Origin of the sequence: Pseudoalteromonas sp. SR45-5 (assembly GCF_014163565.1) — a bacterium.
Classification (GTDB): Bacteria; Pseudomonadota; Gammaproteobacteria; order Enterobacterales; family Alteromonadaceae; genus Pseudoalteromonas; species Pseudoalteromonas distincta.
In genome coordinates, this window is sequence record NZ_JACJDN010000166.1 from 1 (window position 1) to 6,988 (window position 6,988).

The window sequence follows — 6,988 nt, forward strand, 5'->3', positions numbered from 1 at the left end:
ATTAATTTATAAAAATACCTTCAAAAACAGATTAAAGACTTATTATTGCTTTTTACTGCACTTTAAGTTAACAATTTTGTAACCTAACTAATGTAGGGTATATTCTTCATTCAAAATAAAAATAGGAACAACTATGTTACACGGGAAATATAAAAATAAACTACTTAGTACCGCTTTGTTACTTGGCTCATTACCTGTAATGGCCAATGTAGCTAATGGCGGATTTGAACAATGGTCAGGTAATACACCTAGCTCTTGGAGCACTATTGATAGCGGAATCAGCTTAACGCGCTCAACTAGTACAGTTAAAAGCGGTAGTAGCTCTGCTGCTGTCAATGTAACAACAGGATCGCAAAGTAACACTGATTTACTACAACAGGTTGCTGTAGAAGCGGGTAAAACCTATAACTTTTCGACTGATGTTTACCACACCGAAGGTAAAATTAAAGCGCGCTTATATGTAGATGGCTATCAAGGCTATTCAAATCAAGCACAAACTAACCAATGGCAAACAATTAGCCATAGCTATACAGCAAGCAGTGATAAAACAATTAGTATTGGGCTTAGGTTTTACGATGTAAGTGGATTTGATGGCAGCGAAACCGTATACGTAGATAACTTTTTACCAAATACTGATGGCAACGCATCAACAAGTTGCACCGACAATAGCCTTACCTTAACGCTTAACACCGATAATTACGGTAGCGAAACTAGCTGGGCCGTTAATAACAATCAAGGTAGCGCTGTTGCTAACGGCAGTGGTTACGCATCAAACACTCAGTATGATGAGCAAATATGCCTAACTGATGGTACTTACGCACTTGTTATTAGCGACAGCTACGGCGATGGCATGTGTTGTTCAACAGGTAGTGGCAGTTATGCGCTTAAGCAAGGCTCTACCGCACTTGCTAGCGGTGCAAGTTTTAATAATACAGACAGCACGGCATTTACTTTAGGTAGTGGCTCTGGTGATGGCGGCGGGACCAACCCAACACCCACTGGCTACTATGTTACTGCTCAAGGGTTATCAGGTTATGCACTAAAAACTGAGCTTTATAATATTATTAAAGATCATAATGCACAGGGTTACTCGGCTATTTGGAATTTTTACGACTCATCTGCACGTGATAAATACTTTGAAAACGATAACAGCATTTTAGATATGTATAGCGAGAAACCAAACGGCTCAGATAGCTACAATTATACTGCGGTGAGTGACCAATGTGGTAACTATAGTGGAGAAGGCGGCTGTTACAACCGTGAGCATTCATTTCCTAAAAGCTGGTTTGGCGGCACTATTGAGCCAATGAACTCAGATGTGCATCATATTTACGCAACCGACGGTTATGTAAACTCAAAACGTAGTAACTTCCCATTTGGTGAAGTAGCAAGCGCTTCATTTACATCAACCAACGGAAGTAAATTAGGCTCTGCCGCAAGTTCATTAAATTACTCAGGTACTGTATTTGAGCCAATTGACGAATTTAAAGGTGACTTTGCTCGCGCTTATTTTTACATGGCAACGCGCTACGAAAATGTAATAGGCACTTGGCAAACCAAAACGACCTCAAGTAATGCAGTGCTTAATGGTTCAAGCAACCAAGTATTCGAGAACTGGGTTGTAGCCATGCTGCTTAACTGGCATAACAGCGATCCTGTAAGCCAAATGGAACTTGACCGTAACCAAGCAGCCTTTGAATTTCAAGGTAATCGTAACCCGTATATCGACCATCCTGAATTTGTAGAAATGATTTGGTAAAAGTTAGCAGTTAAAACATAAGCCTTTGCAATTGCAGAGGCTTTTAACCTTTAGTGTGTAATATTTTTTAAAAATATGATGATTTAAGCTAATTATAAGAAACAGTTGCGATAAGTGACTTTTCAGCTCTGTTTTTCATCAACGTTAAAAGTGAATGATGAAAATCTTGAAATATCACCTCTCCCCATATTCGTGAATAAATACCAAAATTTGTATTGTCTTGCACGGTCGTTTTTAACGTTAAAATTGTATTGCCGCTTTTATCTTCACTTAGCTGATAACCACCGTAAAGTGGAGAAAAGTATTCACCGCCAAGTTTTACGTGTTTATCGAGTGCGTCATCGGGAATAGCATCTGGGTCTATGTCAAATCTATAAAGCATCTGTTTATTTGGTTGCCAGTCCGTAATAACTTCTTTAAATATAACCCCTTTTTGCCAAGTACTTGTGCGAACAGCGCCTATACCGCTTGCATTCATACTTGCCTTTAATGGCTTTGGTACACCAATTAATTGAGTGAGTGAAAAAGGCACTTCCTGTGGTTTTATATCACTCACATTAGCTAACTGTTGCCACACAACATTGATGGGCGCGTTAATAGTTATTGAATTTGTTACTTCGTATGTTTTTGATAAATTTAAAAAATTAACTTCAATAGGTGAGAGCAATATAGGTAACAACGCGATTGATAATAAAGAACTATTCGCTTTTTTTATTTCACGCTTTCTAACAAAACCCGCAAGTAATCCACCAATGCTGGCAAAAAACATAAAAGCAGGCAAAGCCATAGCCACACAAATACTGCCTTCAAGTAAAGTAATTACACTTACAAATAAAAAAACAAAAATAGGCTGCCAAGCAATCGTGACCATTTGCCTTTTAGTTAAGGTTTTTGAGCTCTTAAATTCAAAGTGAACACGAATATAACCAATTGCAACGGGCACTAAAAACATAAATGATATAGAGACTAGGCTACTTAAATTATAAGTATCAAGTAGCTCTATAAACAGCCGCATAAATATGCCGTAAAGCGTACCAAGTAAAATACCAATTGATTTAGGGGAGTTGAGTTGCATGTCTATTCTTTATTGTTATTAACAATCAGAAAGTAACAGAAGTATTATTCCACCACAAATAAAACAATATTAACGGCTCCTGCAAGCAAATAGCTTGAAATAAAACGGCTTTCACAGCCACTAAGACTAAAGGATAATAACCTGCCATTAACACTATTTCCCGCTATAAACAGTGATCAAATTCTTTAAAAATAAAAACAAGCCATTGATTTATAGTAATTTTAAATCATTTTGTGTAGTTTTATAATTTTTAACGTAAAGCTGATTGTCAGATTAACTGTATTAAAAACAACCATGCACGACCTTTTGCCTATACATAGCAGCCCAAAAGCTGATCTACCCTGCATGTTCAATATTCATTTGCTTTAACAAAAGCCGTATTTATTTGATTAAGCAACAATGTTGCAGGAGAACGCATGCAAACTACACCACCCGGTGATGCACCATCAAACACGCACAAGAATGCTCAAAGCTACGAGCAGCTTCACAAACCGAGTTCAGAGTTTAATACTCGCGACGAGTATCTCGAACATGAATTACAGATTATGCAGCCTAAACGCTGGCGTCCTAATTTACCGTTTAGAGATTACCGATTTGAATTTGAAGACACCATTCCAGCAATGGCGGGCACTATTGGTAAAGTCGTTATGGTGGGTGCTATTGCGGCAACATTTGCAGCGCCTCTTGGATTAAGCGATGCCTTTGTTTTAGAAAATGTACGTTATGAATTACTCATTGTTTCTATTTTTATCATTTTATTTTCAGGCTTTATTTTACCCACGGCCAACTTAGCCGGTACTCACGGCCCGCTTATTCCGTTAATTCCTATTGTTGTTGCTGCTGGCGGTCACCCTATGGCGTTTGGCTTACTCATTGGTGCCTTTGGTTTTATTTTGGCCATAACCAAAGGAGGAAGTATGCTCGCGCGCCTAACCAGTAAAGGTGTATGTGGCGGGCTACTCATTTATTTAGGCTTTATTGGTACTATTTCGCAGGTTAAAAAGCTGTTTGCCTGGGCTGAGGCCATTGATATGGCGCATATTGCGTTTATTGTTATTTTAGCCACCATTTTATTGTATGCGCTATTAGAGCACTTTAAAAAGCGCTGGTTAGCTGTGCCGTTAAGCTGCCTTATTGGTGGCGTGGTTGCCTTTGCTTTAGGTGCACCGTTTGAGTTTCATACTGCTCCGGGTTTACCAAATATGAACCCCGCTTACTGGTGGGGCGAAAACACGGGTTGGATGCTTGGCCTGCCAACGCTTGAAAGCTTTGTGGTTGTACTCCCATTTGCAGTGCTCGCCGTTGCTATGTGGTCACCTGATTTTTTAGGTCATCAAGTATTTCAAAAAATAAGCTATCCGCAACGTACTGAAAAAGTACAAATGAATATCGACGACACCATGCTGAGCGCATCGGTTAGACAAACATTTGGCTCACTTGCTGGTGGTGCTAACTTTACCTCATCGTGGGGAACCTACATTGTACCTGCTGCTATTGCTAAACGCCCTATTCCGGCTGGCGCCATTTTAACAGCCGTATTTTGTATTATTGCTGGTTTATGGGGTTACCCAATGGATTTAGCCATTTGGCAACCTGTGCTTTGTGTAGCGCTTATTGTAGGTGTGTTTATTCCGCTACTTGAAGCTGGCATGGAAATGACGCGCGAAGGCAAAACAACGCAATCAGCCGCTATTGTGGTATTTGCCTCAACCTTAGTTAATCCGGCTTTTGGTTGGTCGCTTACTATGTTACTTGATAACTTAGGGCTTATTGGCTGTAAAGAACGTAGCGCAGAGCTAACTAAAATGAGCCGCTGGGTGATTCCACTTATTATGTTTTTGCTACTTACTACTGTAATGGCAATTGTAGGCATGTTACCTGGTATACCTGCGTTAATGGCTGACTTTAGACATTAAGCCTTAGGTACTGAACCTAATATTTACCCACAAAAAAGCACGGCAATTGCCGTGCTTTTCAATACGTGATTTTACTATATACAAGTTAAACAATTACTGCCAAGGGCGCTCAGCTGCTAGTTGTTTTTCAAACGCATCAATCTGTGGGTTTAGTGTTTCGGTTACACCAATAAAATCTAAGCCACTTAATAGACGCTCTTTTACGTCTTTACGAATATCAAAACTAATTGGTGCAAACTTACTGCTTGTTAGTGTTTGATTTTCAAGGTCGATTTCAATGTTAATATCGTCGTGCTGCTCGCTAAGTACAAACAATTGCTCAAGCGTGTCGGCAGGTAACGCAATGGCTAACATTTGGTTGTTACCACAGTTATTAAAGAAAATATCTGCAAAGCTTTCAGCTAAAATAACTTCAAAACCATATTGCTTAAGTGCCCATGGCGCGTGCTCGCGAGATGAGCCACAACCAAAGTTGTCGCGCGTTAATAATATTTGCGCGCCTTGGTAGCATGGGCGATTTAAAATAAAGTCAGGGTTTGGCTCACCGTTATCTAGGTAACGCCAATCATAAAACAAGGCAGCATCAAAACCTTCGCGGCTAGTTGATGTTAAAAACTGCTTAGGAATAATTTGGTCAGTATCTACATTGTTTTTATCAAGTGGAGCCATTAAGCCACTAAAAAATACGCTCATTATGCTTCTCCTCTAATATCAACAAAGTGACCATGTATTGCAGCGGCTGCCGCCATTGCAGGACTAACTAAATGGGTACGCCCGCCACGACCTTGGCGACCTTCAAAATTACGATTAGAAGTAGATGCACAACGCTTGCCTGCTTCTAGGCGGTCATCGTTCATCGCTAAACACATAGAACAACCTGGTTCGCGCCATTCAAAGCCTGCGGCTTTAAAAATATCGGCTAAGCCTTCGTCTTCAGCTTGTTTTTTAACTAAGCCAGAGCCCGGTACAATTAACGCCTCTATGCCGGCTACAACTTGCTTGCCTTCAACAATTTTTGCAGCTGCGCGTAAGTCTTCAATACGGCTATTAGTACATGAGCCAATAAATACCGTGTCTACTTTTGCGCTTGATAATTTATCGCCCGCTTTTAAGCCCATGTATTTAAGTGCGCTGCGAATGGCATCGGCTTTAATTAAATCTGGCTCTTTATCTGGATCAGGTATGCACTCATCAACACCAATTACTTGCTCTGGGCTTGTGCCCCAGGTAATTTGTGGCTGAATGTCGTCAGCATTTAGCTCAACAACTAAATCAAAGTGTGCGCCTTCGTCTGTTTTTAAGGTTTCCCAATATTCAACGGCTGCATCAAAATCTGCGCCTTTAGGTGCAAACGGACGACCTTTTAAATAATCATAAGTAATTTGGTCAGATGCAATTAAACCCGCTTTTGCACCCATTTCTATGCTCATATTACATAGCGTCATACGGGCTTCCATTGAGAGCGCTTCAATGCCTGCACCACAAAACTCTGCTACATAGCCTGTGCCACCAGCAGTACCTAACTTGCCAATTACCGCCATAATTAAATCTTTAGCCGTAACTGTTGGACGCAATACACCGTTAATTTGAATTTTTAACGATTTCGCCTTTTTTTGCTGTAGCGTTTGCGTTGCTAATACGTGCTCAACCTCAGACGTACCAATACCATGCGCTAATGCGCCAAACGCACCATGCGTAGAAGTATGGCTATCGCCACATACAATGGTTGTGCCTGGCAAAGTAATACCTTGCTCTGGGCCCATTACGTGCACAATGCCTTGGTTAATTGAGTTTAAATCGTAAAGTACAATACCAAACTCTTTACAGTTTTTATCAAGCGCCATTAATTGGTTTTTAGATACTTCGCTTGCGGCATCAAGTGATCGGCTCTTAGTCGATACGTTATGATCCATCGTTGCAAAGGTTTTTTCTGGGCAACGTACAGTACGGTTTTTTTCACGTAGACCTGCAAAAGCCTGCGGAGAAGTAACTTCATGCACTAAATGGCGGTCAATATAAAGTAAGTCGGTTTGCTCATTTATGCTGGCAACGGTATGTGCTTGCCAAATTTTGTCGTATAACGTTTGGGCCACTTGCTAATTCCCTAATCTGTTTGAGTTGCAGCATAACGGTGCTGCAACTTTAATATGTTATTAAATGCGTGAAACGATAGCGGCTGCCACATCGCTTGTGCTTTAACCTGCATTTGGATATATATCTGGTGTGCCAACGCCTGCT

The 6,988-nt window shown here is 40.5% G+C and carries 5 protein-coding genes; 2 read left to right on the forward strand and 3 right to left on the reverse strand.

The window, feature by feature from the left end; genetic code table 11:
• The first annotated feature begins 133 nt into the window (after positions 1-133).
• Positions 134-1,759, forward strand: coding sequence for an endonuclease (locus H5072_RS08290; RefSeq protein ID WP_182693231.1), 1,626 nt, complete (start codon positions 134-136; stop codon positions 1,757-1,759).
• A gap of 88 nt (positions 1,760-1,847) precedes the next feature.
• Here the strand turns inward: H5072_RS08290 and H5072_RS08295 are convergent, their stop codons facing one another.
• Positions 1,848-2,834, reverse strand: coding sequence for a hypothetical protein (locus H5072_RS08295; protein WP_182693232.1), 987 nt, complete (start codon positions 2,832-2,834; stop codon positions 1,848-1,850).
• A 416-nt stretch (positions 2,835-3,250) separates the two neighbouring features.
• Between H5072_RS08295 and H5072_RS08300 the strand changes: the two genes are divergently transcribed.
• The gene (locus H5072_RS08300; protein WP_182693233.1) at positions 3,251-4,750 is read left to right on the forward strand and encodes a DUF3360 family protein; all 1,500 of its coding nucleotides are present in this window, start codon (positions 3,251-3,253) and stop codon (positions 4,748-4,750) included.
• A gap of 93 nt (positions 4,751-4,843) precedes the next feature.
• Here H5072_RS08300 and leuD read toward each other — a convergent pair whose 3' ends face one another.
• Together leuD and leuC are read right to left on the reverse strand one after the other, a co-directional pair.
• Positions 4,844-5,443, reverse strand: a complete 600-nt coding sequence (gene leuD, locus H5072_RS08305) for a 3-isopropylmalate dehydratase small subunit (protein ID WP_002961095.1) — start codon at positions 5,441-5,443, stop codon at positions 4,844-4,846.
• Positions 5,443-6,843: a 3-isopropylmalate dehydratase large subunit gene (leuC, locus tag H5072_RS08310; protein ID WP_182682468.1), complete on the reverse strand. Its 1,401-nt coding sequence runs from the start codon at positions 6,841-6,843 to the stop codon at positions 5,443-5,445. Before leuC ends, leuD begins: the two co-directional genes overlap by 1 nt.
• Positions 6,844-6,988 lie beyond the last annotated feature (145 nt).